The 24,091-nt window shown below is 50.2% G+C and carries 34 protein-coding genes; all 34 read left to right on the forward strand.

From position 1 onward, the window contains the following. The 34 genes from ACX9GV_RS06170 (at position 1) to ACX9GV_RS06335 (ending at position 24,073) form a co-directional block, all read left to right on the forward strand. On the forward strand, positions 1-729 hold the full coding sequence (locus ACX9GV_RS06170; RefSeq protein WP_473197416.1) for a replication protein P: 729 nt from the start codon (positions 1-3) through the stop codon (positions 727-729). After that, the gene (locus ACX9GV_RS06175) at positions 726-911 is read left to right on the forward strand and encodes a hypothetical protein (RefSeq protein ID WP_473197417.1); all 186 of its coding nucleotides are present in this window, start codon (positions 726-728) and stop codon (positions 909-911) included. The genes ACX9GV_RS06170 and ACX9GV_RS06175 overlap by 4 nt, the downstream gene beginning before the upstream one ends. Further along, complete coding sequence (locus tag ACX9GV_RS06180) at positions 908-1,777, forward strand: phage N-6-adenine-methyltransferase (RefSeq protein ID WP_473197418.1); 870 nt, start codon at positions 908-910, stop codon at positions 1,775-1,777. The genes ACX9GV_RS06175 and ACX9GV_RS06180 overlap by 4 nt, the downstream gene beginning before the upstream one ends. Further along, on the forward strand, positions 1,770-3,701 hold the full coding sequence (locus ACX9GV_RS06185) for a DNA cytosine methyltransferase (RefSeq protein ID WP_473197419.1): 1,932 nt from the start codon (positions 1,770-1,772) through the stop codon (positions 3,699-3,701). The genes ACX9GV_RS06180 and ACX9GV_RS06185 overlap by 8 nt, the downstream gene beginning before the upstream one ends. Further along, the gene (locus ACX9GV_RS06190) at positions 3,698-4,069 is read left to right on the forward strand and encodes a RusA family crossover junction endodeoxyribonuclease (protein WP_473197420.1); all 372 of its coding nucleotides are present in this window, start codon (positions 3,698-3,700) and stop codon (positions 4,067-4,069) included. Before ACX9GV_RS06185 ends, ACX9GV_RS06190 begins: the two co-directional genes overlap by 4 nt. Continuing rightward, the gene (locus ACX9GV_RS06195; protein WP_473197421.1) at positions 4,066-5,052 is read left to right on the forward strand and encodes a DUF968 domain-containing protein; all 987 of its coding nucleotides are present in this window, start codon (positions 4,066-4,068) and stop codon (positions 5,050-5,052) included. Before ACX9GV_RS06190 ends, ACX9GV_RS06195 begins: the two co-directional genes overlap by 4 nt. A 15-nt stretch (positions 5,053-5,067) precedes the next feature. Further along, the gene (locus ACX9GV_RS06200; RefSeq protein ID WP_473197422.1) at positions 5,068-5,496 is read left to right on the forward strand and encodes an antiterminator Q family protein; all 429 of its coding nucleotides are present in this window, start codon (positions 5,068-5,070) and stop codon (positions 5,494-5,496) included. Between the two features lie 239 nt (positions 5,497-5,735). Then, complete coding sequence (locus tag ACX9GV_RS06205; protein WP_473197423.1) at positions 5,736-6,800, forward strand: DNA-methyltransferase; 1,065 nt, start codon at positions 5,736-5,738, stop codon at positions 6,798-6,800. Positions 6,801-6,874: 74 nt separating this feature from the next. Beyond that, positions 6,875-7,486 carry a hypothetical protein gene (locus tag ACX9GV_RS06210; protein ID WP_473197424.1) on the forward strand — a complete coding sequence of 204 codons (612 nt, stop codon included), beginning with the start codon at positions 6,875-6,877 and terminating at the stop codon, positions 7,484-7,486. Next, entirely contained in the window at positions 7,486-7,887 is a 402-nt protein-coding gene (locus ACX9GV_RS06215) for a M15 family metallopeptidase (protein ID WP_473197425.1), read from the forward strand. Before ACX9GV_RS06210 ends, ACX9GV_RS06215 begins: the two co-directional genes overlap by 1 nt. Further along, positions 7,887-8,210, forward strand: a complete 324-nt coding sequence (locus tag ACX9GV_RS06220; protein ID WP_473197426.1) for a hypothetical protein — start codon at positions 7,887-7,889, stop codon at positions 8,208-8,210. Before ACX9GV_RS06215 ends, ACX9GV_RS06220 begins: the two co-directional genes overlap by 1 nt. Positions 8,211-8,244: 34 nt before the next feature. Continuing rightward, positions 8,245-8,442, forward strand: coding sequence for an Rz1-like lysis system protein LysC (lysC, locus tag ACX9GV_RS06225; RefSeq protein WP_473197427.1), 198 nt, complete (start codon positions 8,245-8,247; stop codon positions 8,440-8,442). Then, positions 8,423-8,761: an Acb2/Tad1 domain-containing protein gene (locus tag ACX9GV_RS06230; RefSeq protein WP_473197428.1), complete on the forward strand. Its 339-nt coding sequence runs from the start codon at positions 8,423-8,425 to the stop codon at positions 8,759-8,761. Before lysC ends, ACX9GV_RS06230 begins: the two co-directional genes overlap by 20 nt. A gap of 92 nt (positions 8,762-8,853) precedes the next feature. Continuing rightward, entirely contained in the window at positions 8,854-9,993 is a 1,140-nt protein-coding gene (locus tag ACX9GV_RS06235) for a phage tail fiber protein (protein ID WP_473197429.1), read from the forward strand. Positions 9,994-9,995: 2 nt separating this feature from the next. Continuing rightward, complete coding sequence (locus ACX9GV_RS06240; RefSeq protein WP_473197430.1) at positions 9,996-10,226, forward strand: hypothetical protein; 231 nt, start codon at positions 9,996-9,998, stop codon at positions 10,224-10,226. Between the two features lie 31 nt (positions 10,227-10,257). Then, entirely contained in the window at positions 10,258-10,755 is a 498-nt protein-coding gene (locus ACX9GV_RS06245; protein WP_473197431.1) for a tail needle knob protein, read from the forward strand. After that, a complete protein-coding gene (locus ACX9GV_RS06250) occupies positions 10,756-11,007 on the forward strand; it encodes a hypothetical protein (protein ID WP_473197432.1) in 252 nt (83 codons plus the stop codon). A 6-nt stretch (positions 11,008-11,013) separates the two neighbouring features. Further along, positions 11,014-11,340: an HNH endonuclease gene (locus ACX9GV_RS06255; RefSeq protein ID WP_473197433.1), complete on the forward strand. Its 327-nt coding sequence runs from the start codon at positions 11,014-11,016 to the stop codon at positions 11,338-11,340. Between the two features lie 141 nt (positions 11,341-11,481). Beyond that, a complete protein-coding gene (locus ACX9GV_RS06260) occupies positions 11,482-11,946 on the forward strand; it encodes a phage terminase small subunit P27 family (protein ID WP_473197434.1) in 465 nt (154 codons plus the stop codon). Further along, complete coding sequence (locus ACX9GV_RS06265; protein ID WP_473197435.1) at positions 11,900-13,642, forward strand: terminase large subunit; 1,743 nt, start codon at positions 11,900-11,902, stop codon at positions 13,640-13,642. The genes ACX9GV_RS06260 and ACX9GV_RS06265 overlap by 47 nt, the downstream gene beginning before the upstream one ends. Continuing rightward, on the forward strand, positions 13,642-14,946 hold the full coding sequence (locus ACX9GV_RS06270) for a phage portal protein (RefSeq protein ID WP_473197436.1): 1,305 nt from the start codon (positions 13,642-13,644) through the stop codon (positions 14,944-14,946). The genes ACX9GV_RS06265 and ACX9GV_RS06270 overlap by 1 nt, the downstream gene beginning before the upstream one ends. A 13-nt stretch (positions 14,947-14,959) precedes the next feature. Beyond that, positions 14,960-15,817, forward strand: coding sequence for a head maturation protease, ClpP-related (locus ACX9GV_RS06275; protein ID WP_473197437.1), 858 nt, complete (start codon positions 14,960-14,962; stop codon positions 15,815-15,817). A gap of 12 nt (positions 15,818-15,829) precedes the next feature. Then, a complete protein-coding gene (locus ACX9GV_RS06280) occupies positions 15,830-17,044 on the forward strand; it encodes a phage major capsid protein (RefSeq protein WP_473197438.1) in 1,215 nt (404 codons plus the stop codon). 44 nt (positions 17,045-17,088) lie between these two features. Then, complete coding sequence (locus ACX9GV_RS06285) at positions 17,089-17,406, forward strand: DUF7210 family protein (protein ID WP_473197439.1); 318 nt, start codon at positions 17,089-17,091, stop codon at positions 17,404-17,406. A gap of 7 nt (positions 17,407-17,413) precedes the next feature. Beyond that, positions 17,414-17,737: a head-tail connector protein gene (locus tag ACX9GV_RS06290; protein WP_473197440.1), complete on the forward strand. Its 324-nt coding sequence runs from the start codon at positions 17,414-17,416 to the stop codon at positions 17,735-17,737. A gap of 2 nt (positions 17,738-17,739) precedes the next feature. Then, positions 17,740-18,135, forward strand: a complete 396-nt coding sequence (locus tag ACX9GV_RS06295) for a phage head closure protein (protein WP_473197441.1) — start codon at positions 17,740-17,742, stop codon at positions 18,133-18,135. Then, positions 18,125-18,643, forward strand: a complete 519-nt coding sequence (locus tag ACX9GV_RS06300) for a hypothetical protein (RefSeq protein ID WP_473197442.1) — start codon at positions 18,125-18,127, stop codon at positions 18,641-18,643. The genes ACX9GV_RS06295 and ACX9GV_RS06300 overlap by 11 nt, the downstream gene beginning before the upstream one ends. Continuing rightward, positions 18,640-19,185 (forward strand): phage tail terminator protein, encoded by a 546-nt coding sequence (locus tag ACX9GV_RS06305; RefSeq protein ID WP_473197443.1) that lies wholly within the window; start codon positions 18,640-18,642, stop codon positions 19,183-19,185. The genes ACX9GV_RS06300 and ACX9GV_RS06305 overlap by 4 nt, the downstream gene beginning before the upstream one ends. A gap of 6 nt (positions 19,186-19,191) precedes the next feature. Next, positions 19,192-19,371, forward strand: a complete 180-nt coding sequence (locus ACX9GV_RS06310) for a DUF2635 domain-containing protein (RefSeq protein WP_473197444.1) — start codon at positions 19,192-19,194, stop codon at positions 19,369-19,371. Further along, positions 19,371-20,918: a phage tail sheath subtilisin-like domain-containing protein gene (locus tag ACX9GV_RS06315; RefSeq protein WP_473197445.1), complete on the forward strand. Its 1,548-nt coding sequence runs from the start codon at positions 19,371-19,373 to the stop codon at positions 20,916-20,918. The genes ACX9GV_RS06310 and ACX9GV_RS06315 overlap by 1 nt, the downstream gene beginning before the upstream one ends. Continuing rightward, positions 20,918-21,283 (forward strand): phage tail tube protein, encoded by a 366-nt coding sequence (locus ACX9GV_RS06320; protein ID WP_473197446.1) that lies wholly within the window; start codon positions 20,918-20,920, stop codon positions 21,281-21,283. Before ACX9GV_RS06315 ends, ACX9GV_RS06320 begins: the two co-directional genes overlap by 1 nt. Then, complete coding sequence (locus ACX9GV_RS06325) at positions 21,280-21,555, forward strand: phage tail assembly protein (RefSeq protein ID WP_473197447.1); 276 nt, start codon at positions 21,280-21,282, stop codon at positions 21,553-21,555. Before ACX9GV_RS06320 ends, ACX9GV_RS06325 begins: the two co-directional genes overlap by 4 nt. Positions 21,556-21,687: 132 nt before the next feature. Next, positions 21,688-23,706, forward strand: a complete 2,019-nt coding sequence (locus ACX9GV_RS06330; RefSeq protein WP_473197448.1) for a phage tail tape measure protein — start codon at positions 21,688-21,690, stop codon at positions 23,704-23,706. Between the two features lies 1 nt (position 23,707). Next, on the forward strand, positions 23,708-24,073 hold the full coding sequence (locus ACX9GV_RS06335; protein ID WP_473197449.1) for a hypothetical protein: 366 nt from the start codon (positions 23,708-23,710) through the stop codon (positions 24,071-24,073). Positions 24,074-24,091 lie beyond the last annotated feature (18 nt).

A 24,091-nucleotide genomic window follows, 5' to 3' on the forward strand; every position in this document is an offset into this window, starting at 1 on the left:
ATGAATACACTGAAAACTTTTGAAAATTTGCAGATAGAACGTCATGAAGTGCCCCAAGTAAGTGAGCGTGTCATTGATTTTTCAAACGCTCAAATCAACGCTGAGGCAATCAAGAACGTTAACGATATTTTTGGCGAACTCGCGATCACCTTTCCAGCCTGGCGCACTGCTTACCCTGATGCTGACAGCATGAAAAGCGCTAAGCAGGTATGGGCAAAAGGGCTTATCGAAAGCGGCGTTACCAGCATGGCGGTGATCCGCGCTGGCTTGCGTGTTGCTCGTTCTCAATCAATCCCATTCATCCCGAGCGTTGGTCAGTTTGTTGCCTGGTGCAAAGAGTGTTCAGCAGCAGCGGTAGGGTTACCAACCATAGATGAAACTGTTGCTGAGTTTGACCGCTACGCTGCAAACCGTGACCGCTACGACTCGCCAGAGGCATTCCCATGGAGCCACCCAGTGCTGTACTGGATCGTGTTGGATGCTCGTAGGCTGATGCGCCAATACAACCATACAGCAGCAGAAACCAAAAAAGCCCTACAGGCTCAACTGGCACGCTGGACCAAGAAACTTGCCGCAGGCGAAACGGTACCAACCCCAGCAGCTCAGATTGAGCACAAAACACGGGCACCATCAACTTCAGAGCTGATGGACAAAGACGGCGAATATCAACGCAAGGGTGCAGAGCTGTTAGCGATGATCCGCGCCAAGCAGAAAGGGGCTACATCATGAAAAAACTTTATCGCTGGTGGAAATTGCGCCAACTGCGTTGCTTGTGGGCTGACGATATGCAATTTCGCAGTGTTGCCCGCCGCCGTGGTTGGATCTGGGTACTTGACCAATTTAACATTGAAAGCCGCTATCACCTGATGAGGCAGCTTGCCAAAGCTGAAAAGATGAGGGGTAACCTGTGAACGCCTATTGTGAAAAACTAAACGGTTTACGCTCACAGCCCACTCATGAACTGAAAGAGATTGGCGATCAATGGCGTACTCCGGATCCGCTTTTCTGGGGCATCAATGCGATGTTTGGGCCGCTTGTTCTCGACTTATTCAGTGATGGCGAGAACAGCAAATGCCCTGCGTTTTACACTGCCGAAGACAACGCGCTTACCCATAACTGGTCAGAAAAGCTGGAAGAGTTGAATGGCGCGGCATTTGGTAATCCGCCGTACTCAAGAACCCAGCAGCACGAAGGTCAGTACATCACAGGAATGCGCCACATCATGGCCCACACAATAAACATGCGTGAGCGGGGTGGTCGGTATGTATTTCTGATAAAAGCCGCAACATCTGAAGCATGGTGGCCAGAGCAAGCCGATCACATTGCTTTCATCCGTGGGCGAGTTGGATTCGACGTTCCAGAGTGGTTTGTACCAGCCAATGAGAAACAGATACCAACCGGGGCATTTTTCGCCGGGGCTATCGCCATCTTCGATAAAGATTGGCGCGGTCCAGCCATGAGCTATGTCAAGCGTGAACAGTTAGAAGCCCAGGGTAATGCATTTTTGGCTCAAATCCGCCGTGAAGCTGAACGCCTGGTACCACAAAAGCAACCGCAAGTTACCGCAGAAATCCCAGCATATGAAGAGAACAGAGTGTGGCCACTTGAAGTGGGCCTGATGTTTGAGCAGGTACCACAAGCCGTTGAACTACCACCGGCACAGCAAAATAAATTGAAATCGCATATCAACAGGATGTGGTTAGAGCGCATGCCAAACCACGAAATTTTAGCAGCAGTGGCAAGCATGGCTGAGTCAATGGGAGGCGTACATGCGTGAAATCATCGTTGATAATTTTGCTGGTGGCGGTGGGGCGAGTACCGGGATCGAGTTGGCGATTGGTCGAAGTGTTGATATTGCGATCAATCACGACCCGCACGCCATAGCGATGCATGAAACCAACCATCCTGAAACTCTGCACTATTGCGAGTCAGTATTTGATATCGATCCTGCCGTAGCTACAGCGGGTAAAGATGTTGGGTTGGCCTGGTTTAGTCCTGATTGTCGCCACTTTAGTAAAGCCAAGGGCGGCGCACCGGTTAAGAAAGAAATACGCGGACTTGCTTGGATCTTGATCAGATGGGCGCTGGTAAAACGTCCACGCGTGATGATGCTTGAGAACGTCGAAGAATTTAAAACGTGGGGGCCGTTGATCACCGAACCCTCAAAGCCTAATTTGCCTAAAAAATTAATGGCTCAATTTGTGGGGCCGGTTTATCCAGAGCGTAGCTACCCAGATCCGGCGCGTGCTAAAGAAACGTTTGACGCCTTCGTGGGCATGCTTACCACCGGCATTGCGGCCAATCACCCGGCGCTGGCTGAATGCTGCGAAATATTGGGGCTTAAAGCTGACAGTGAAGAAGTTAGCCGCCTGGTTGCCGGTCTTGGCTACGTTGTCGATCACCGCGAATTACGTGCATGTGATTATGGTGCGCCAACTATTAGAAATAGATTTTTTATGGTGATGCGCTGTGATGGGAAAAAGGTTGTCTGGCCAGAGCCTACCCACGGGGATCTAAAGTCGCTGGAAGTCCAAAGCGGCAAACTGAAACCGTGGCGTACAGCCGCCGAATGCATTGATTGGTCAATCCCATGCCCAAGCATATTTGAACGCAAGAAGCCGCTGGCAGAAAACACACTGAAACGCATTGCCCGTGGCATTCAGCGGTTTGTCATCGACAACCCAACGCCGTTTATCGTCAAGTGCAATCACACTAGCACCAAGACAACTTACGATTGTTTCCGGGGCCAGTCACTTGATGAGCCATTGCAGACGATCACGAAAAGTCCCGGCTACGCGCTGGTATCACCACACGTAACAAAGTTTCGGACAGGAGCGACAGGGCAGGAATGTGATGAACCAATTTCCACTATCACAGCGGGAAGTTCGAAACGCCCAGGCGGTAACGGGCATGCCATGGGAATGGTTGAGGCAAGACTAACGCCAATCATCGCCCGTATTGGTCAAACTGGCTTTGGTGGCGACCGCCTAGCATATGAAGCCGGTAAGCCGCTAACTACCGTTACGACGAAAGCTGAGCACCTAGTTGTAGCCCCGGTGATCACCCGCCAGTTTGGTAATAGCGTAGGTCATGGAGTTGATGAGCCAAACGGCACTATCACCGCTGGCGGTGGTGGTAAAAGCCAACTGGTATCTGCATTTTTGGCTAAACATTTCGGCGGCAACTATACCGGCCCCGGTGCGGATCTAACAGAACCAGCCCACACGGTGACAACTGTCGATCACCATGCCTTGGTTACGTCAAATCTCATCAAGATGCGCGGCACAAACACTGGGCAAGAGGTTACCGAACCTTTGCAAACGGTAACAGCCGGTGGTAACCACTTTGGAGAAGTGAGAGCGTTTTTGTTGAAGTATTACGGTGCCGATAAGGAAGGGGTAAGCCTCAAGGATCCGCTGCATACCGTTACCACAAACGACCGCTTTGGCCTAGTAACCGTTGAGGGCGTTGATTACCAGATTGTTGATATTGGTATGCGCATGTTGCAACCGCATGAGTTATACGCCGCCCAAGGGTTTCCAGCCTGGTACATCATCGAACAGGACTACCGTGGCAAGAAGTATGCCAAGGATAAGCAAGTAGCACGCTGTGGCAACGCGGTTCCTCCGCCATTCGCCGAAGCACTGGTGAGGGCCAATTTGCCGGAAATGTGCGTACCACGCCGGGAGGTTGCCGCATGATGTTAACCCTGCCATTTCCACCAAGCGTAAACGGGTACTGGCGGGCACCAAACAAAGGGGCGTCTAAAGGTCGTCACCTTGTTAGTGATCGTGGTCGTAAATTCCAGGCCGAGGCCATTGCTCGAGTGCTCGAGCAGCTACGCCGCCGCCCCAAACCAATTACCGGAGAGGTCCACGTATCGGTGGTGTTCTGCCCACCAAACAAAGCACGCCGGGATCTGGATAACTATTTTAAGGCTCTATTTGATGCAATGACCCAAGCTGGAGTCTGGTTGGACGATAGCCAGATAAAAAAGATTGTTGCGGAGTGGGGGCCAGTAAAGGCTGGTGGATCGGTAGAGCTGCTGATCAGTGAGGTGTTGCCGTGAGAGGACTACTAACACCGATCATTGTTCGCGAGCTTGGACAAGTGATTTTACGGCCTGGTCCTGATCTGCTGCCGATGTTCGGTAGCCGTGTTCTGGTATCGACGGAGCCAAGAGAGTTTAACGAACTGCCATCTGGGCCACTGCCAGCCGCCGATCAGCTGATAGCCAACGATCCGCGCTTCCAGCCCTTCTATCAGCATGAAAAGGTATTGCGTGCTGCTGGTGGTGTTGCAGCGCTTACTGGCTGGGTTGAACGAATGACATCATGCCAGTGGGATGGCGATTATCATGATCGCAATATGACGACCCTAAGCTATGGAACCAATGCAATCCGGTTGTGTTGGCATCATGATCACACTTTGCGTGAACAGAGCACGCCAAAGCTGGACGCAATAGCGAGCGCCACCCGGGCCGCTTTCATCGTTGATCATGTGCGCAGTCATTTTTTGCTACAGGAAGGCCACCAGCTAACGCTTCCTGAATTGTGCTGGTGGGCTGTACTCCATGACCTTTTTGATCTGTTACCAGAAACAGTGGCCGCAGCTTCACTGCGCGTTAAGCCACACACGGTACCAACCGGTACAACGAAAGAGGCAGACATTACACACACGCCAGCAGCGCGTGAGATTGTCCAGCAGAAAGCAAAAGCGGTGAAGGTACTGAAAATAGACCCCGAACCGCCGCAAGCGTTTATGAAGATCCCCAAGCGGTACCGGTGGGAAAACGCAAAATATTTGCAGTGGGTGAAGTCTCGCCCATGCGTTTGTTGCGGGGGCAGCGCTGACGATCCCCACCACATCATTGGGCACGGGCAGGGCGGCATGGGTACCAAAGCCCACGACCTTCTGACAATCCCATTATGCCGACAGCATCACGACGAGTTACATAGTGACATGTGGGCATGGGAGCGGGAATACGGAAGCCAGGTTGATCTGTGGTATGCGTTTTTTGATTTGTCTGTTGCGCTTGGCGCAATTGCTTAACTGTGGGGTGAGGCTATGAGAGATATTCAGGCGGTTCTTGAGCGTTGGGGTGGTTGGGCTGCTGGTGACCATAGCGGTGTTGACTATTCACCGATTGCCGCAGGTTTTAAGGGGTTACTCCCGCAATCATCAAAATCAAGGCTATCGTGCTGTGATGATGACGGTTTGATCATCGAGGGGTGCATGGCAAGGCTGAAAGCCATCAGAGCTGACGAGCATGAACTGATAGTCCAGCACTACGTTTTTAATATTCCTAAGCGTGCCATGGCTCGTAAGCACAAGCGAGATGAGAAGCTGATACGCATAGCGCTGCAGATGGGTGAAAACTTCATTGAAGGGTGCTTGGCGATGCTCGATATAGAACTGGACATGGACCCGGAGGTGGGCGGAAAAACATTTATGAAAAAAAAGCTAGTGCGGTCCGCAAAATCTAGACTAGTGTGATAAGAGTGGTTACGCAGTCAGTAGCTTATCCAATCAAAAAACCTCGCTTCGGCGGGGTTTTTTCGTTTCTGGACCCAATAAAAAGCCCCGGCAGATGCCAGGGCGCGATGTTGTGAAATGGGCGACGGTTAAAGTGCAGCAACACTCAAACCGTCATCTGCTCATGCGTTGGATCACAAGCAAACCAAGGCCCATGCTGTACAGCAGTGAGAGCCTATCAAATCTGGCGCTTCTGATCTATGAAAAATACTGTAAATTTAAACAGTGTTACCCTCGTTAACGCTGACTCTCTCGAATACATCAAAACCCTTCCTGATAACTGCATTGACCTGATAGCTACGGATCCTCCGTACTACCGGGTGAAGTCGTGCGCCTGGGATAATCAGTGGAAAACCCAGGCTGATTATCTTGCTTGGTTGGATGAATTCTTTTGCGAGTTCTGGCGGGCATTAAAACCAAATGGTTCGCTGTATGTGTTCTGTAGCCCAAAGCTGGCCACGGATACTGAAATGCTGATGCGTGACCGGTTCAATGTGCTGAATCATATTGTTTGGGTTAAACCGTCTGGCCGTTGGAATGCGGCTTGTAAAGAGTCATTCCGGCAATACTTCCCGGCTACTGAGCACATACTTTTTGCAGAGCATTATGGTGCTGAAGGATTCGCAAAGGGTAATGCTGGCTATGCGTCAAAGTGCCAAGAGTTAAAGCAACAAGTCTTTGCTCCGCTGATTGAGTATTTCAGGTCAGCGCGTCAACGCTTGGAGGTTTCCACGCAAGAAATCAATGAGTCCACCAGCACGCAGATGTGTAGCCATTGGTTTAGTAGCAGTCAGTGGCAGTTACCAAACGAAAAGCAGTACGCCGAGTTACAGGCACTATTTAAGCGTAAGGCAGCGAAGCGCGGTGCAACTGGCTTAACAGCTGATCATGCTTCATTAGTTCGTGAGCATGCGGGCCTGGTGGATGAATACAGCGGGCTGGTGAAACAGTATGACGACTTAAGGGTTGAATACGAAAACCTCCGCCGTCCGTTTAGTGTTACGAAAGGGGTACCCCATACTGATGTTTGGGTATACCCCTCTGTTCAGTATTACCCTGGCAAGCATCCTTGTGAAAAGCCAGCGGCGATGATGGAACACATCATAAGTGCAAGCAGTAGACCGGGTGATGTTGTGGCTGATTTCTTTATGGGTTCAGGTGCAACGATTAAAGCAGCATTGAAATTAGGCCGTAAGGCTATTGGTGTAGAGCTTGAGCAAGAACGATTTGAACAAACCGCCCGGGAGATAAACCCGGACGGATAAACCAGCCTCGGTATAGTCCGGGGCTTTTTATTTCCCTGGTTGCCGCTTTCGAGCGGCTTTTTTTAAGGCTGCGTATGGAATCTGGCAACAAAGATGAAGGCGTCCGCAATGACGCATTCCGACTACTGAAATACATAAACACTTGGAAGAAGCTGGGTCTATTTATGGCGCTGGTGGCGTTTACGGGAATTTGTTATTTCTCATGGGAGAGCAGGAAGGAGATCAGCTACTGGCTCATGAGCTCCTACGGAACTCCAACAATAAACATGGATACCGTCGATATCGAATCGGCAAAATTGCTGGCTGACGTAGGCGGTAAAAGCGTCACGGTGTGGTCATACAATCTCGCCCAGAACAAGCGAACGGCCTTGTACTTCCGCATAGCAGAACGAAGGATTCCCCAGCTTGAGGGAGTTTCAGATTTAGCCCTCCGCCCTTATTCCGAGCATAGCGCCGGGATACTGAAAACAATCAACGGCAAAACTTACTGCGGTCCTCTAGTGGCAAATACGACGATTGGCGATGAGGCCCGTAATTCTGGCGTGAATTATATCTGCAATGTTGCGATACCCCCGAGCTACGGCATGTTAATCGGTGTCATGGTGGTTGGCTTTGTTACCGCTCCTAGTAACGAGGACTGGGTAAAGCTGAGGATGATAACGGCATCACAGAGGATACTTAAATAATGGGCTTTGTACTTAATGAGAGAAGTGAAAAAAATCTGGTCGGCGTAGATATTCCTTTTGCAAATGTCGTTCGTCGCGCTGCCGAAATTTGCCCTATCCGCTTTACAGTGATCGAGGGGCTACGTACCAGGGAAAGGCAAAAGGATCTGTATGCTCAAGGGAGAACTGCGCCCGGCAAGATCGTAACTTGGACTCTTCAATCTAAGCATATCGATGGCCTTGCTGTGGATTTACTGCCTGAAACTGGCTGGAATGATACAAAAGCGTTCGAGACTGTTTCGAAATCCATGTTCCAAGCGGCAAGGGAGCATGATGTAAAAATCCGCTGGGGCCGCGATTGGAATGGCAATGGTATCCAAGAAAAAGGCGAGACTGATAGCCCGCACTTCGAGAAAGCATAATGGTCAAATACCCCCTCATCTTCACAATTCTGATTGCCATTTGTCTTGGGGGCTACGCCACATGGCTTTCGGGTCGTCTTGATGTCGCAAATCAGACGATAGAGGAGCAAGCAGGAAAGCTACAAGAGCAGTCGGCGCTCATCATCATCATGAAATCTCAGGATGCAGCAAACCGGGCCCTGATCGCCGCGCAGCAGCATAGAGAACAGCAACTGCGGCAAGAGGCCAGCGACAACCAAAGGAGGTACCGTGATGCAACTAAAAACGATCAGTGCGCCGTTACTGCTGCCCCTAGCGCTGTTCTTGAGCTCTTGCAGCGGTAAAGAAATTCCTCCCGTACCACAGCCCGTGGTGCTTATGCCACCGGAAACCGTTTTTACACAATGTGAAAAGCCACAGTTCGAGGGCGTTACGTGGGCTGATATCGGCAGTTATGCCCTGCAGCTACAAACGGCGTTGGATATATGCGCCTACCGAATTGACGTGCTTGCCGCTTGGCGTGCCGGGTTACCGCAAAAAACAGATTGGAGAGAGAATGGAAAACCAACACCGTAAAATAAAAGGGTACCGCGAGTTGAGTCAGGAAGAGATTGACCTGATGAACAGAATCAAAGCCAAAGGGGCGGAACTATTGGCTCTGCAGGCCGAACTAGCTGGACGCTTGAAGACTGATTTCGATGTTAAGTTGGCTGCTGCATGTGATGCGCAGAGCGGCACTGACTTCGATGTATATCAAGGCGCATCAGATGAGGCGCAAGAGTATCGGCGCTATCTGTCGGCAGAGCCTCTGCGTTGGGCTGATATTGGCAAGACTGATATTCAGACAGGCATCATGGCTTTGGTTCGCGCCGTGGCTCAGCCATCAGAAGCGTAGGCATTACAGAGCATCTATACGTAGGTGCTCGATAATGCATAACAATCAGGGCCCCGGACTATGCCGAGGCTTTTCTCCTTGAGGTGATAATCATGGCAATAATTAAACCCGGCACTGAGTTTGTCGGCGTAGGGCTGGAAGATGCTGTTAGAAAATCAGCTACGGTTACACAGACGGTGCAGGGGTCTATAAATTTTAAATCGCCGATCACGTTTAATGGCGATCAGCATCACTTTGCAAATTCATCATCACCAAATGTACTGCTTCGTTTTAGAGATGAAGCTTCAGTAGAAAAAAGCGCAATTTATGCACAGACAGATACCGGCCAGTTGAATCTTAGATGGAGTGGTACAGCGTACACACTATCATTAAAGCCGGACGGTACAGCCACGTTTCCAGCAGCTGTATATTCTGGTGCCACCCCGCTTATAAAAAAAGGCGATTATGGCATCGGCACGGTCAATAACGGTGCAGCCCTTGATTTCACGCAGCTGTCAACAGCAGCCGGTTTTTATCGAGGAGTCGAAGGACAGACCGGTTCACCCGCAGGCACATCGGTGATGGCTGGTGTATCTGTATCTGTCAGCGGCTCGTATACGGGACATATTTACGTTGGGCACGGTGCTACGCCTAGCACAATTAAACTACACGCAGGCTACGTGCGGCCCGATGGGTCAAGGGATTGGGTAAGCGCATGGCATAGCGGGAATACTACTGTAGACGCCAACGGATTTTTGAAAAAGGCCAGCCCGATTGTCAGATTGTTTGGCGATGGCACTAGCGAACTCAATAGCGAAAGCCAGGGTGTTATCACCGAACGTATTAGTGAAGGCGTCTATCGTGTATCCGGCACCCTCGGCTTTAACTCTGACGGAGCTTGGGGCGGATCAAGTGGTGGCATCGGATTACCGAAGGATATTAACGATCTTCCTCAAATCTGGGTTGACTATGAAGTCGATGAGTCTGGCGATTTGCTGATTAAGACTTTCCACCGCATCAATTCTACCGCGCCGAAGTTCGCCCAAAACGTCAAAGACGGATACAAGGAAGGTCAGCCTATCGATATTCCAGCGGGGCGCTGGGTCGATTTGCGCGTAGAGATGCCAGCATGCGATGAACCAGAACTGATCCCAGATATCGAGGTGGCACCAGAACCAGGTACCGATCAGCAGCCTGAAGCTTCACCAGAGCCTCAGGATCCAGCCACCAACCCCAATGAAAGAGAGGAATAATTATGGCGACGACAGTTTTAGATCTGACTGCTGCATGGGTCAATATTACAAATGGCACCAACACTGTAACGGTGCAAGTCAAATCCGGGATGGTGCGCCTGGTAGATTCGCCGACTGCACCTGCCGTTGATGCACCAGGTCACGTCATTGAAGAATGGGTGACGATAACACCACCAACGGTGGCATGGATCAAGTCGGAAGCGGCAGCTAGTACCGCTGTCGTGGTTAGTTGATCCTGCGTCACCACGGTTTTTGGAGTACAGAATGACTGTGTATAACGGTATTGTTGCACGCATTGAAGTTCCCGCATCGCCACTGGTAAGGAGCAAATCAGAACTGCTTTTCACGGGTTTGAACCTGACGATACCCCAAACCGCCACGAACTTGATTACCTTACTGAAAACACTAACGCCCGTATCTGGTGTTTTCGCCCCTTTCTTTGATACATCAACTGACAAGATAAAAGCGTTTAACAGCGACACGACGATGACATTCAAGTTAAACGTTATCGGAACCTGGGGAGGTGGCAGTTCAAGCCGGTCAATGGAAGTCGACTTCTCGGGGACTATGGGTAACAAACTGGTGGAGAGTAGGGATCAAGCTGTTACAACTGACACTCTGTCATTCCCAACATTCTTTAGCGTTGATAGCGGCGGGAATTTAGCAACGAACGGCGCGGCCATTTCCATAAAGTCAAACGGTGGTAATTTTACCGCTTCCACAATATTGCTCATCGCTGAGCAGATGACGCCGGGGGTATAAATGGAGCTACTGAACACCACTGTAGCACCAGGTGATTGGGTGCAGATTTATGATGGAACCAATGATGCGGCGGTATCAATCGCCAGTGGCTATGCATACATCTGCCAAGCCAGCGCCAAGCCAGTGGCAACAATCATCGGTCTGCCTATGGTCTACGGTTCACTGAACAAATCCGTGTATACGATAGAGAAGGGAACCCCGACATGGGTTAGAGCCCTTAATCGTCCGGTAACGTTTGTTATCAATGCGTAGGTTCTCATGGCGATATACGGCAGCAAATGGCAAGCGGCAAGGCTTGAGTTCCTGCGGCTAAATCCATTGTGCGCAATGTGCAAGCAACAAGGCATCATCACCGCCGCGACGGTCGTCGATCACATCATTCCACATCGCATGAAGGAAGCTAAGACACCAGAGCAGATGAAAGCAGCACAACGTTTGTTCTGGGGTAGAAGCAACTGGCAGGCACTATGCACCCCTCACCACAACTCGACGAAGCAGCGACAAGAGAAGAGCGGGAAAGTTGCTGGATGCTCAGAAGACGGCATACCGCTTGATCCTGGGTCACATTGGGTTGCGGTGAAATGATTGCATATGAAATCATTTCATTTGCAACTATTTTTGACTGGGGAGGGGCGGGTAAAAAGTTCCAGAGCGAGCCAATCTTAGACCGCCCGCCCTCATTTTTGTGCACAACCGCGAAATGAAAAGTTTTTTTCTGGAGGGAAAATGGCCGGAAGACGCCCAAAACCCACTCATTTGAAAGTGGTCACAGGCAACCCGGGCAAACGCAAACTCAACGATAAAGAACCAAAACCCGCCAGGGAAATACCCAGCCCACCATCGCATCTTACTGACTGGGGTAAAACGGCCTGGGGCCGGATGACCGTCTTGTTAGATGGCATGGGGATTCTGACTGTTGCAGATACGTTTGCCCTTGAGCGCCTTTGCGACATTTACGCTGATATTCTCCAACTAAGAAACACGATATCCGATGAGGGGAGAACGTATACCGTCATGACTGAAGGCGGTTTCCTGATAAAAGCGAACCCTGCTGTTGCAATGCTGGCCGATGCTGATCGGCGCTTTAAAAGTTATTTGGTGGAATTCGGTTTAACGCCAGCAGCCAGATCAAAGGTAAATATTAATGGTGGAGAAAAAGAAGAAGACCCGCTCAACCAGTTCTTTGGCTGATCCTGCAACACAATACGCAATTGACGTTACTGACGGGCTAATTATCGCCGGACCTGATATTAGAGCGGCCTGTGCGCGGCACTTGCTAGATCTTGAGCGCGGGCCAGAAAGAGGCCTATTTTGGGATGTTGAGGCTGCAAATCGCGTAATTGAATTTTTCTCCAAGGTATTGAAGCTTAACGGTGGAGACCATGAAGGGAAGCCGTTTATTCTGTTGCCTTGGCAGTGTTTTATCGTTGGCTCACTTTTTGGGTGGAAAGCCCAGGACGGGACAAGACGTTTCCGCATGAGCTATATAGAGTCAGGAAAGGGCTCTGGTAAGTCCCCGCTAGCTGGTGGCATTGGCCTGTATCTGCTAATGGCAGACAAAGAACCACGCGCAGAAGTCTATGCTGCGGCAACGAAAAAAGACCAGGCAATGATTCTTTTTCGTGATGCCGTGACGATGGTGGATCAGTCTCCCGCCTTAGCCCAGAGAATCACGAAGTCTGGTACCGGATTAAACGTCTGGAACCTTGCTTTCTTGCAAACAGGATCATTCTTCAAGCCCATCAGCTCAGATGATGGGCAGTCAGGCCCGAGACCACACGGCGCATTAATCGACGAAGTGCATGAGCACAAAACAAACGCAGTTGTAGAGATGATGCGTGCTGGCACAAAAGGCCGTCGCCAGGCACTGCTGTTTTTGATCACAAACTCAGGTCATAACAAGGCCAGTGTTTGTTATGAGTATCATGAGTACGGGCGCAAGGTTGCCGCAGGTGACCTGGAAGATGACAGCTTTTTTAGCTTCATATGCTCGCTAGATGATGGTGATGATCCATTCAAAGATGAATCGTGCTGGGGCAAAGCAAACCCGTCACTAGGAAAGACGTTTACAGATAAATATTTGCGTGAGCAGGTGACGCAAGCTCGTGGGATGCCGTCGAAAGAGAGTATTGTTCGACGGTTAAACTTCTGCCAGTGGGTCGAATCATCAGACCCGTGGATCAACAGCAATACATGGATGGAGTGCGAAGAAGACTTTGATCCTAGTGATCTGGATGGCGAGGAGTGTTTTGGCGGTCTCGACTTGTCAGGATCTCGAGATTTAACCGCGCTTGCTCTTTACTTTCCGAAGTCCAAAAAGCTGCTCGTTGAATTCTGGACGCCGAAAGATTCACTGCTAGAACGGGCCAAAACTGACCACGTGCCGTATGACGCCTGGCTAAGAAATGGCTTCATTCATGCGCCACCAGGAAGGGCAGTAAACTATGGTTTTGTAGCGGTCCGCATTGGTGAGCTTGCAGCAAAGTACAACATCAAGTGCATAGCGTTTGACCAATACCGGATCAAGTACCTTGAGCCAGAGTTAAGCGCCGAGTCTGTCAGTGTCGAACTCATCCCCCATGGGCAGGGTTTCTATAAAGCGCAAGAGTCTGGCTTGTGGATGCCTCGCTCAATCGAGCTTTTCGAAGAGCATCTGAATAATCACGATATCACCATCCGTGCAAACCCATGCTTGCGATGGAACGCCGCTTCTGCAGTTCTAGAGGCAGACCAGAAAGACAACCGGATATTCGCAAAGAAAAAGAGTACGGGCCGCATAGATGGTGTTGTTGCTTCTGCCATGGCTATAGGTGCCGCTGAGGGTTACACGCCGGATGATGGGGATATAGAGGGCTTTTTTGATGATCCGATCATAGTGGGTGTCTGATGAACAAAAACAAAAAACCTGGGCGCGTAAAAAGCGCCCTTTTAAATTGGCTTGGTGTCCCGATCAGCCTGACGACCGGGACATTCTGGCAGGAATGGTTTGGCACTAGCAGCAGCGGAAAAGTTGTCACTGCTGACAAGTCTCTGCAGCTTTCCGCCGTTTGGGCTTGCATCCGCTTGCTGAGCGAGTCGGTTTCAACGCTGCCGCTGAAAGTGTACATGCGCGAAGCTGACGGATCGCGGAAACTGGCGCAAGATCACCCAGCTTACAAAGTACTTTGCCGTCGCCCCAACTCAGAAATGACGCCATCCCGCTTTATGCTTTTGGTTGTGGCCAGTATTTGCCTGAGGGGTAATGCGTTTATCGAAAAACGCTACATTGGCAAAAAGCTGGTGGCGCTAAATCCGCTGCTGCCGCAAAACATGGTTGTAAAGCGCCTCGAAACTGGGCAGCTTGAGTATACGTATACAGAGGAAGGCGTAAGGCGGGTTGTACCCGTTGACCGCATGATGCACATCAGAGGCTTTGGCTTGGATGGCGTCAGCGGGATGATGCCGCTTTATTCCGGTCGTGATGTGATCGGCGCTGCTATGTCAGTTGATGAGGCTGCGGCGAAGATTTTCGAAAACGGATTGCAAAGCACTGGGTTTCTATCGTCAGAAACCGCACTAAACAAGGAGCAGCGTGATCGACTACGGGCAAACCTTCAGTCCTTTATCGGCTCGAAAAATGCCGGCAAGCTGATGGTGCTCGAAAACAAACTCTCCTACCAAAACGTGACAATGAACCCAGAGGCGGCGCAACTTCTTGAAAGCCGAGCTTTCAGCATAGAGGAGATATGCCGCTGGTTTAGGGTGCCACCTTTTATGGTTGGCCACGTAACAAAACAGAGCAGCTGGGCGTCAAGTGTTGAAGGGATGAACCTTATCTTTCTGACCAACACGCTGCGCCCGTTACTTGTAAACATTGAGCAGGAAATAGCGCGGTGCCTTCTTGACGGTGATGAGGATTTCTTTGCTGAATTCTCTGTTGAGGGTCTACTGCGCGCTGATAGCGTCGGGCGTTCTGCGTACTACACAACAGCTCTGCAAAATGGCTGGATGAGCCGCAACGATGTACGCAAACTGGAAAACCTGCCACCGATACCAGGAGGCGAAATTTATACAGTTCAACTCAGCCTGACCCCACTGGAAGATCTGAAGCAGAATAACCTTGGCGCACAGGCCAGCAACATTGTGCAACTACACAACTATCTATTCCCTGATGTTCCTATCGAGCAATCACCGCTAAGAAAAGCGGCGTAGGAGTAATACCCCCATGACAAAAAGACAGCTTCCGGCAGCGCCGGTGGGGCGCCCCTGCGTGGGTGTATCCAGTGAACCAACGCCTTCTGCGCTTGAGCGCTGGAATGGCGGACTAAAAGCGGCCGCTACTGACGACAATAGTATCTCTATATTTGACGTTATCGGGCAGGACTACTGGGGTGAAGGCGTATCCACCAAGCGGATAGCTGCCGCTCTGCGATCAATGAATGGTGCTGACGTGACTGTAAACATTAACTCCCCTGGCGGGGATATGTTTGAAGGGTTAGCGATCTACAACTTGCTGCGTGAGCACCCCGGAAAAGTCACCGTTAAGGTGCTGGGTATTGCTGCTAGTGCTGCATCCATTGTTGCCATGGGCGGTGACGAGATACAGATCGGGCGCGGTGCGTTTTTGATGATCCATAACTGCTGGGTTTACGCGATGGGTAACCGCAATGACTTTTCTGAATTAGCCGCTTCCCTTGAGCCATTCGATAAGGCCATGGCAGATATCTACGCCGCCCGCTCTGGAATTGATATGAAGACCGTGCAGGACATGATGGATGCCGAGACCTATATTGTTGGCAGTGATGCTGTTGATAAAGGGATGGCTGATTCTTTGCTGCCTGCCGATGCGGTAAGCGGTGGCGATGATTCCCCGGCAGCCGCATTGCGCAAGCTGGATGCATTACTAGCAAAAACCAATACACCGCGCTCTGAGCGCAAAAAACTGATCCAAGCATTAAAAGGTAACATGCCAGGCGCTGTTATCGATCCCGATGGTACGCCGAGCGCTACCAAAGAAGTTAACCCCGAAACCTTAGCCAAATTAGAAGCCGCTGTTTGCGGGTTCGTGTCGGCGTGCAAATAATCTGGAGAAATTATGTCAGAAATTAATGAAGTGCTAAAAGGCGTCACGGCCTCGATCAACGAAGCAACTAGCAAATTCAACGCGAAAGCCGAAGATGCACTGAGCGAAGCGAAAAAATCAGGCCAGTTGTCAGCGGAGACAAAAGAAACAGTTGATAAAATGGCGGTCGAGCTTAACGCACTAAGGGCTGCAGAGAAAACGCTGAAAGCTGCATTGGGTGAGCTTGAGCAGCATGTTGCTGAAATGCCAATCGGCAACGCTGTTAAAACGGTTGAATCGTTGGGTAAAGTTGTCGTTAGCTCTGAAGCACTGAAAGCGTTTGCAGCCAGTGTTGAAGGCAACAAGCGCGTAAGCATCCCGGTAAACGCAGCTCTGCTATCAACTGACGTTGCGCCTGGCGTTGTTGAGCCTCAGCGCTTACCAGGGATTGATGTTGCACCAAAGCAGCGTCTGTTTATCCGCGACCTGATCGCACCCGGGCGAACCACGTCACCTGCGATCTTCTGGGTGCAGCAAACTGGGTTTACCAACGCTGCAAGAGTGGTTGCAGAGGGTACAGCTAAGCCATACAGCGACATTGAGTTTGCAACCAAATTAACCCCGGTCACTACCATTGCGCACATGTTCAAAGCGTCCAAGCAAATCCTTGACGATTTCGCGCAACTGCAATCAACGATTGATACTGAAATGCGCTTCGGCCTGAAGTATGTCGAAGAGCAGGAGATTTTGTTTGGTGATGGTACCGGCGTTCACCTTCACGGAATTATCCCGCAAGCATCGGTGTTTGATCCGGCTTTTGAAGTTGCTCAGCAAAACGGTATTGACGATCTGCGATTGGCAATGCTGCAAGCTCAACTCGCACGCTTCCCGGCGTCAGGCCATGTGCTGCACTTCATTGATTGGGCAAAAATTGAGTTAACGAAGGATAGCCTGGGGCGCTACATCCTAGCCAATCCATCAGCGTTGACCGGTCCAACCCTGTGGGGTCTGCCGGTAGTCGCAACCGAGACCGCAGCATTCCAGGGTAAATTCTTGACCGGTGCGTTTAATGTGGCCGCTCAGTTGTTCGACCGTGAAGATGCCAACGTGGTTATCTCAACGGAGAACGCTGACGACTTTGAGAAAAACATGATCTCAATCCGTTGCGAAGAGCGTCTTGCGCTGGCTGTTAAGCGCCCAGAAGCGTTTATTTATGGGCCGTTCACCGTTCCAGCAATCGGCGCGTAACCTACATGCGGCCCTTCTTGGGCCGCTAACTATCAGGTGAAATAATGAAAATAACTCTTACCCGCCCCATTTATGTCGATGGCAGCGTATTGACCGAAGGCAAGCAGTTTGAAGCGACCGAGCAACACGGGCGCGAACTTATCAAAAAAGGCTATGCAAAGCTGTGTGAGAAGCCACACTCTGCAGAGCAGCAGGAGCAGCAGGAGCAGCAGGAGCAGCAGGAGCAGCAGGAGCAGCAGGAGCAGCAGGAGCAGCAGGAGCAGCAGGAGCAGCAGGAGCAGCAGGAGCAGCAGGAGCAGCAGGAGCAGCAGGAGCAGCAGGAGCAGCAGGAGCAGCCGAAGGATAAAAAATCAAAAAAGTAGGTGCCGCATGATCAGCTTGGTTCTGGTAAAAGCCCACTGCCGCCTTGATCAAGATTTCACTGACGATGATGCGTTACTGAATATCTATACCGGGGCGGCAAAAAAGTACGTGCAGAACTACACGCGCCGTACGCTGTACGAATCCGACACTGATCCCGGCTATGCTGACGATCCTGATAGATTACTTTTTGGTGATGAAGTAGCAGCAGCCATGCTTTTACTGATCGGGCACTGGTACGAAAACCGGGAAGCCAGCTCTGCGATTGAAATAACGGACGTTCCTTTTGCTGTTGAGTCACTACTTCAGCCATACGTCATTTACGGGTTGTAGCCATGAAACGCAGAGCCAGTGAAGTTGCCGCATTTTACCGACCTCCATCAATCGGCGAGCTTAACCGCCGCGCACAGTTCCGCACCCGTGAGGATGTACCAGGCAGTGATCACATGGGTGTGGATAGCGTGTATACCAACACGTTTACCACTTGGGCGAAGTTGGCCCCAGTGGGTGATTCAGTGCGCATTGATTCAATGCAAGTTGATGACGCGATCACACACCGAATTGTTATCAGATTCAGGAATAGTGTTAGCACCGACGATGAGGTCGTGATCAATAGCATGGTCTACAGGGTTAAAGGCACAAAGGACCTTAATGATGACCGACGTTTTTTGGTTATCTCTGCCGAGGAATTAGGCACCGTAGATGCCATAGGGGGTGCTGGTGGGAATTGAAAACTCAAACAGTGGACTATACCTGCACGTTGATTTTGATAAGACACCGGAAATCACCTTCAACAAGGCCCGCGTTCGCCGTGCGTTTGTGAAAGTTGGACAACAGGTAATGGCGGAGTCTCGCCGCCTTGTTGCTCGGCGAGCGATATCTAAAGGCGGTGAGGTTCCAGGATTCAGGACCGGACGATTGTCAAAATCAATCGGCTATAAAGTACCAACTGCATCCGGTGGTCGCCCCGGGTTCATGGTGAAGATTGCCCCAAACCAAAAAGGAGGCAAAGCGAACCGAATGATTGACGGTGACTTTTACCCAGCCTTCCTATGGCATGGCGTGAAGCGCAAGGCACGTCGCGGCAAGAGCCATAAGAAAGGCGCTTCCGGGGGCGATGGTTGGAAGATTGCACCGCGTAAAAACTTTATGGAACAGGCTCTGCTCAATAAGCAGGCATGGATCCAGCGCGTACTATTTGAGGCGCTACAGGCGTCAGTGAGGCCCGTGAAAAAGTGAAACTCTCAATGATTATTGCTGCACTGCGCCTACGGTGCCCCTCATTTGAAGGGCGAGTGAGTGGGGCGGCAGAATATAAACCCATTCCTGAAAACGCAAAAATGAAGTTACCTTCGGCGTGGGTTATTCCGCTTGATGACAATGTTGGCGAACAGCGCTCACAGACCGATTACTGGCAAGAACTTACCGAGGGTTTTGCGGTGATAGTCGTAATGGACAACACAGCAGACCAGCGAGGGCAAGCGGCGGCGTTTGATGTTGTTCATGATGTTAGAGCTGAACTGTGGAAGGCGCTACTTGGGTGGGAGTTTGAGGGCTACGATCCCATTCAATACGATGGCGGCAACCTGCTCGATATGAACCGCGCCCACTTGTATTTTCAGTTCGACTTCTCAGCCAAGACGGACATTTCAGCGGAGGATACCCAGCACTGGGAAGACCTTCAGCAGCTTGAAGAACTCGCCCTTGTTGCTGTCGATGTTGACTTCATGGAGCCCGATGGAGAGATCGAGCACAGACTAAGAATCCCCCTAACCGAGTAACCCGCTATGTATGTGATCCCTGCTAATGGTCGGTCAGTTCCTGATCCGGCCAAGGGGGATTTTTTGCCCGAAAAAGGCCGAAACGTCCCCGACACGATCTATTGGCATCGTCGTTTAGCCTCCGGTGAAGTCTCACTGAAAGCCGAAGTGCCAGCCCAGCAACCTGAGCAAAAGGTTAAAAAATAATGAATTTTAATAACATCCCAAATGACATTCGGGTGCCGCTGTTTTACGCCGAAATGGACAATAGCGCAGCAAACACAATTCAGGACACCGCACCTGCATTGATTATTGCTCATGCCCTGACTGGTAGCAGCATTGAGCGTAACAAGCTGGTTATCATGCCGAGCGCTGGATTGGCTGGGCAAGTAGCCGGTCGCGGTAGTCAACTGGCGCGAATGGTCGCGGCCTATCGTGCTGTGGATCCATTCGGTGAGCTATGGGTGATTGCCACGCCAGAGCCAGCAGGAACGCCAGCAAGTGGCACACTGACAATCACCGGATCCGCTCAGGCCGCTGGTGCACTGTCTATCTATATCGGTTCGACTCGCGTGCAGGTGATAGTTGCCGCACTCGACACACCGACAATTATTGGCGCAAGCATTGCCGCTGCAATTAATTCACACCCAGACTTACCAGTCAGCGCCAATGTGCAGACCAGTAGCATTGTTGTGACTGGCGCTGGAGTGCAACCACTAGAGCCAGGTAGCTCATTGAGTATTGTTAATATCATCGCCAAAAACAACGGGCTGGCGGGCAACGATATTCCTGTGGTAATGAACTATCGCGGCACCGCAGGCGGTGAGCAGAATCCAGCAGGGGTGAATATCGCCATTTCCCCGATAGCTGGCGGCGCGGGTTCCCCTAATTTATCAGCGACAATTGCCGCAATGGGGGATGAACCTTTTGATTTTATCGCATTTCCGTTTAGTGACTCCGCTTCATTATCAACTATTGGCGCAGAGATGAACGACGACACCGGGCGCTGGTCCTGGTCGCGTCAGATTTATGGGCATGTCTACACTGCAAAAGTGGGCGATCTGTCAGAGCTGGTTGCCTTTGGTGCTACGTTTAACGATCCGCATTTAACTGTTGCCGGTTATGAGCCGGGTGTGCAGATTGCTACCGATGAACTGGTAGCGGCACGTACTGCGCGTAATGCGGTGTTTATCCGCAATGATCCAGCAAGACCAACGCAAACCGGGCTGCTCAATGGCGCGCTGCCAGCAAAAGCGGGTGAGCGTTTCATTCTGACTGAGCAGCAATCACTGTTAACTCACGGCATAGCTACTGCTTACACAGATGGCGGCGTTCTGCGAATTCAGCGCGACATTACCACTTACCAAAAAAACCTTTACGGCAATGCTGATAACAGTTTCTTGGATAGTGAAACACTGCATACCAGCGCTTACGTTTTGCGCCGGTTGAAATCTGTGATTACCAGCAAATATGCCCGTCATAAGCTGGCAAATGACGGTACCAGATTCGGCCCCGGCCAGGCGATTGTTACTCCTGCTGTGATTCGCGGTGAAATCCTCGCAATCTATCGCCAGATGGAGCGTGATGCCATCGTGGAAAACTTCGAGCTGTTCAGCCAATTCTTAATCGTTGAGCGCAACGCAACAGACCCGAATCGCTTAGATGTGCTGTTCCCGCCTGATTACGTTAATCAGTTGCGCGTGTTTGCTGTTATCAATCAATTCCGTCTGCAGTACCAAGAGGAGTCAGTCTAATGGCCCGAAATAAACGCATTGGTGGCACCTGCTATTTCAAAATCGATGGTCTGCAATTGTCGCTGACCGGGGGTATTGAAGTGCCGATGAATACCGCGCTGAAAGAGGATGTTGTCGGAATGGATGGTTCCATTCACTACAAAGAAACCCATCGCGCTCCTTATGTGAAGGGCTCTTTCAAGGTTCCGGTTGATTTCCCGATCAGCAAGATAACCACAGCTGACTCAATGACCATCACCGCCGAACTGGCAAACGGCAAAGTGTACGTCTTGTCGGATGCCTGGCTGAATGGCGAAGCCAATCACAACGCCGAAGAAGGCACAGCAGAACTTGAATTCCATGGTCCGGAGGGCTTTTATCAATGACAACTATCGCACTTACCCGTGAGATCACCGCCGCTGGTGAGCCTGTTGTGGAGCTTACGTTACGTGAGCCGACTTGCGGCGAAATGGCAACCTGTGGTATCCCGTTCACTATCACGGAAGATGGTGAAGTTAAAGTTGATCTCAAATCAACAATCAAGTACCTGCCAATGCTCGCTGGCATTCCTGCGTCATCAGTAAGTCAAATGTCACCAAAAGACATAATGACCGCATCCATGGCGGTAGTTAGTTTTTTTACGGCATCGGAAGCATAAATAACTTAAAAGAGCGGCTATATAACGTCGCTTACTTCTGGCGATTAAACCCCCTTGAGCTTATGAGATATCCGCTATCCCAGGTTACTGAACTTGAGGATCATGCGGAGCGTATCAATTCGGAGATAAACGATGGCTGACAGCTTTCAGTTAAAAGCGATCATCACAGGCGTTAACAAGCTGTCGCCTCAGTTAACGACCATGCAGAAGGATCTGCGTAAGTTCAAAGGGGAGTTTAGGGATATTATCAGCACTGCTGGCGTCGTTGGTGCTGGCATTGCTGCGGCATTTACTGTGCCAATCAAGTCTGCTATTGATTTTGAATCAACCATGGCTGATGTAAAAAAGGTGGTTGATTTTGAGAATGTCGGGCAGTTTAAGCAGATGAGCGAAGACGTCCTGAGTTTATCCGCACGGCTACCGATGGCCGCAAAAGGCATTGGTGAGATCGTTGCTGCTGGTGGGCAAGCTGGCATTGCGCGTGAAGACCTGATGCAGTTCGCAGAAGATGCGGTGAAGATGGGCATCGCGTTTGACCAGACCGCAGAGCAATCCGGCCAGATGATGGCTCAGTGGCGTACTGCGTTCAAAATGACACAGAAAGAAGTTGTTACCCTGGCTGATAAGGTCAACTATCTGGGCAACACCGGCCCGGCTAACGCCGCGAAGATTTCCGATATTGTAACCAGAACTGGTCTATTAGGAAGCACAGCAGGCGTGGCCACCGGAGAGATTGCGGCAATCGGCGCAACAATCGCTGGCATGGGGGTTGAGTCAGAGGTTGCATCAACAGGGATAAAGAATTTTATGAAAGCCTTGACGGCTGGTTCATCTGCTACAAAGGCGCAAAGGCTAGTACTAAAGCAGCTTAGAATAAATCCTAAAAAGCTGTCAGCAGACATGCAAAAAGACGCAAAGGGCACGATGTTAAAGGTGCTGTCTGCAATGTCAAAGCTACCCAAGAAGGATCAAGCGGCAGCAATGAATCAGCTTTTTGGTAGTGAATCGGCGGGAGCCATAGCGCCGCTACTCGTGAATCTTGATCTATTAAAGGAAAATCTAGATAAAGTCACTGATGCACAGCAATATAGCGGATCGATGCAGAAGGAGTATGCATCAAGGGCGGCGACTACAGCCAACTCAATACAGCTACTTAAGAATCAGGCTGAAATAGCAGGGATTACCTTGGGTGATATGTTCCTGCCAAGCATCGTTGAAGGCGCTAAAGAGATGAAGCCTTTCCTTGAATCAGTGAGGAAGTTAATAAAAGATAACCCAGAGCTGATTAAAACAACGCTTAAACTAGGCTTTTACTTGATGGGCGTTGCTGTTGGCGTGACTGCTATCACGAAAGCGATCGGCATCATGAACTTTGTGACTAAAATGTCACCCCTCGGCAAGTTGCTGACACTAGCTATTGCTGCTGGTGGCTTGATAGTTGCTAACTGGGATGCCGTAGGCCCGGTATTTAAGTCAGCATGGGATCAGATAAAGCCAATAATTGATGGCCTTGGCGGCATGGAAAACATCATGACGGGCGTAGCGATCTATGCTGCTGGCACCTTTGCTACTTCATTCATGTCTGGGATGGTTAAAAGCAGGCTTTCTGTTACTGCATTGACCGGAGCACTGAGAATGCTGGTTGGCTTTGCTGGCAAGACCGTCGCTATCGGCGTGCTGATAAGTCTTTATGAGCCTTTTATGGAGCTAAAAAAACGCGCAGATGAAGTAAAAGCTAACGTAGAAAGCCAAAGGAGCGGCAGAACCGATGAACAGATGCTTGCTGATTACGCAAAATCTGGAAAGCCGATAATAAGAGATGACTCTATTGTTTACTCAAAGCTAAAAAGTTTGTTTGGTTCTGAGGGTAAGCCGTCGACACCGCCTGATTTTTCAAAACCTGAAAAGTCGATAATAAGTGATGAATCGATTGTTTATTCTAAGTTAAAAGGTTTGCTTGGTTCTGAGGGTAAGCCGTCGATACTGGCAGGGAAGGGGCAGCAAGTTGTTAGTGGTGAAATCAAAGTATCTTTTGATGGTGCTCCGCCTGGAATGAACGTTGTTAGCACAACACCAGGATCGCAAAAAATTGGCATAAGCACTGATGTTGGCTATAGTCCATTTGCTGGAAAAACACAATCTGGATGGTGATATGAAAAAAATAATAGTATCGTCACTTTTTTTAATGACATTCTCTGTTGGCGCTAAATTTATTCATCCAATGGATTTTGATGGGTCAGATGCTCAAAAAAATGAAGTGATCGAATATATTAAAACTACAGTTAAGAGTGATTATTGCAACGATAGTGTAGACATGTGCCAAGATACGATGCTACGCATGATGGAGGAGGAGAATCTAAACGCCTTTAAACTTGCCACCAAAGCGGCAAACCGAAAGATAATGGATCGTGTAATTAAAGATTACTGCAGCAGCGAAGTTAATATGTGCAATTACGTCATGATAAATATGATGTACGAGGAAAATATTAAGGCTAGTAAAAAATCACTTGAATGGTGATCTCTTAGTCTATACAAA

It is taken from the genome of Serratia sp. 25CWL12, assembly GCF_055790885.1.